The sequence below is a fragment of the Brevundimonas sp. NPDC055812 genome, from assembly GCF_053616535.1.
The window spans coordinates 1-3,092 of record NZ_JBSHDX010000016.1 but is presented as its reverse complement, the minus strand read 5'-3'; the positions used below and the strand labels follow the sequence as shown (position 1 = coordinate 3,092).

At 57.2% G+C, this 3,092-nt stretch carries 2 rRNA genes; both read right to left on the bottom strand.

Annotated features, from left to right (window positions below):
• Positions 1 to 2,209 (bottom strand): 23S ribosomal RNA (locus ACWGL1_RS16095); the annotation flags it as partial.
• A gap of 293 nt (positions 2,210 to 2,502) precedes the next feature.
• Positions 2,503 to 3,092: ribosomal RNA gene (locus tag ACWGL1_RS16090) — 16S ribosomal RNA — on the bottom strand; the annotation flags it as partial.

The following is a 3,092-nucleotide window of genomic DNA, read 5'->3' as shown; positions in this document are numbered from 1 at the left end:
AGACAGTGCCCAGATCGTTGCGCCTTTCGTGCGGGTCGGAACTTACCCGACAAGGAATTTCGCTACCTTAGGACCGTTATAGTTACGGCCGCCGTTTACTGGGGCTTCAATTCGCACCTTCGCTTACGCTAAGCGCTCCTCTTAACGTTCCAGCACCGGGCAGGCGTCAGCCCCTATACTTCGCCTTACGGCTTCGCAGAGACCTGTGTTTTTGCTAAACAGTCGCTTCTCGCTGGTCTCTGCGGCCACCCCCAGCTCATGGAGTAAATCCCATCACCAGTGATGGCCCCCCTTCTCCCGAAGTTACGGGGTCATTTTGCCGAGTTCCTTAACCATAGTTCACCCGAACGCCTCGGTATTCTCTACCTGACCACCTGAGTCGGTTTAGGGTACGGGCCGCCATGAAACTCGCTAGAGGCTTTTCTCGACAGCATAGGATCATCCACTTCACCACAATCGGCTCGGCATCAGGTCTCAGCCTTAATGTGTGACGGATTTACCTATCACACGGCCTACACCCTTACCCCGGGACAACCACCGCCCGGGCTGGACTACCTTCCTGCGTCACCCCATCACTCACCTACTACCACCTTGGGTCGGCGGCTCCACCACTTCCCTTTGCCCAAAGGCTCCAGGACGGCTTCACGGCCTTAGCATTAATGGGCTCGATGTTTGACGCTTCACAGCGGGTACCGGAATATCAACCGGTTATCCATCGACTACGCCTGTCGGCCTCGCCTTAGGTCCCGACTTACCCTGGGCAGATCAGCTTGACCCAGGAACCCTTAGTCAATCGGCGCACACGTTTCTCACGTGTGTATCGCTACTCATGCCTGCATTCTCACTCGTGAACCGTCCACAACTCGCTTCCACGGCTGCTTCACCCGGCACACGACGCTCCCCTACCCATCACAGCGGGCGTTGGCCCTATTGCTGCAATGACACGACTTCGGCGGTACGCTTGAGCCCCGCTACATTGTCGGCGCGGAATCACTTGACCAGTGAGCTATTACGCACTCTTTCAAGGGTGGCTGCTTCTAAGCCAACCTCCTGGTTGTCTCTGCGACTCCACATCCTTTCCCACTTAGCGTACGCTTAGGGGCCTTAGTCGATGCTCTGGGCTGTTTCCCTCTCGACCATGGAGCTTATCCCCCACAGTCTCACTGCCGCGCTCTCACTTACCGGCATTCGGAGTTTGGCTAAGGTCAGTAACCCGGTAGGGCCCATCGCCTATCCAGTGCTCTACCTCCGGCAAGAAACACACGACGCTGCACCTAAATGCATTTCGGGGAGAACCAGCTATCACGGAGTTTGATTGGCCTTTCACCCCTAACCACAGGTCATCCCCCAGGTTTTCAACCCTGGTGGGTTCGGTCCTCCACGACCTCTTACAGCCGCTTCAACCTGCCCATGGCTAGATCACTCCGCTTCGGGTCTAGAGCGCGCTACTATACCGCCCTGTTCGGACTCGCTTTCGCTACGGCTTCCCCACACGGGTTAACCTCGCTACACACCGCTAACTCGCAGGCTCATTCTTCAAAAGGCACGCAGTCACGACGCAAGGAACAAGTTCCTTGCGCGACGCTCCCACGGCTTGTAGGCACACGGTTTCAGGTACTATTTCACTCCGCTCCCGCGGTACTTTTCACCATTCCCTCACGGTACTATCCGCTATCGGTCACCAGGGAATATTTAGGCTTAGCGGGTGGTCCCGCCAGATTCACACGGGATTTCTCGGGCCCCGTGCTACTTGGGTGTCTCTCAAACGAGCCGCTGATGTTTCGACTACGGGGGTCTTACCCTCTACGCCGGACCTTTCGCATGTCCTTCGCCTACATCAACGGTTTCTGACTCGTCTCACAGCCGGCAGACTGTGAAAGAGAGATCCCACAACCCCGCACACGCAACCCCTGCCGGGTCTCACACGTATACGGTTTGGCCTCATCCGGTTTCGCTCGCCACTACTCCCGGAATCACGGTTGTTTTCTCTTCCTGCGGGTACTGAGATGTTTCACTTCCCCGCGTTCCCTCCACACTGCCTATGTGTTCAGCAGCGGGTGACAGCCCATGACGACTGCCGGGTTTCCCCATTCGGAAACCCCCGGATCAAAGCTTGGTTGACAGCTCCCCGGGGACTATCGTGGCCTCCCACGTCCTTCATCGGTTCCTGGTGCCAAGGCATCCACCGTGCGCCCTTAAAAACTTGGCCACAGATGCTCGCGTCCACTGTGCAGTTCTCAAACAACGACCAACCACCCGCCACCCCACTGGAATCCAGTGAGTACACCGGGGTCGGCATTGAAGGCAGCCTGACGGCCATACCTTCAGATACCCAACAGCGTGCCCGGCCCGACCAATTGACTCTGTGTTCCACGCCGAAGCAGTACTAACAGGCCCAACCAGCCGTGCCGAATAATCAACGTTCCACCCATGAGCAACCACCGTCGAACATTTGCCGACGTAATGGCTCTGGATTCCTTACGGAATCTAGATGCTCCTTAGAAAGGAGGTGATCCAGCCGCACCTTCCGGTACGGCTACCTTGTTACGACTTCGTCCCAATCGCCAGTCCCACCTTCGACAGCTCCCTCCCACAAGGGGTTGGGCCACCGGCTTCGGGTGTTACCGACTTTCGTGACGTGACGGGCGGTGTGTACAAGGCCCGGGAACGTATTCACCGCAGCAATGCTGATCTGCGATTACTAGCGACTCCGACTTCATGGGGTCGAGTTGCAGACCCCAATCCGAACTGAGACCGGCTTTTTGAGATTCGCTCCGCCTTACGGCTTCGCAGCTCATTGTACCGGCCATTGTAGCACGTGTGCAGCCCAAGACATAAGGGGCATGATGACTTGACGTCGTCCCCACCTTCCTCCGAGTTGACCCCGGCGGTCTCCTGTGAGTCCCCATCACCCCGAAGGGCATGCTGGCAACACAGGACAAGGGTTGCGCTCGTTGCGGGACTTAACCCAACATCTCACGACACGAGCTGACGACAGCCATGCACCACCTGTACACCGACCACAAGGGGGGCACCATCTCTGATGCTTTCCGGTATATGTCAAGCCTTGGTAAGGTTCTTCGCGTTGCGTC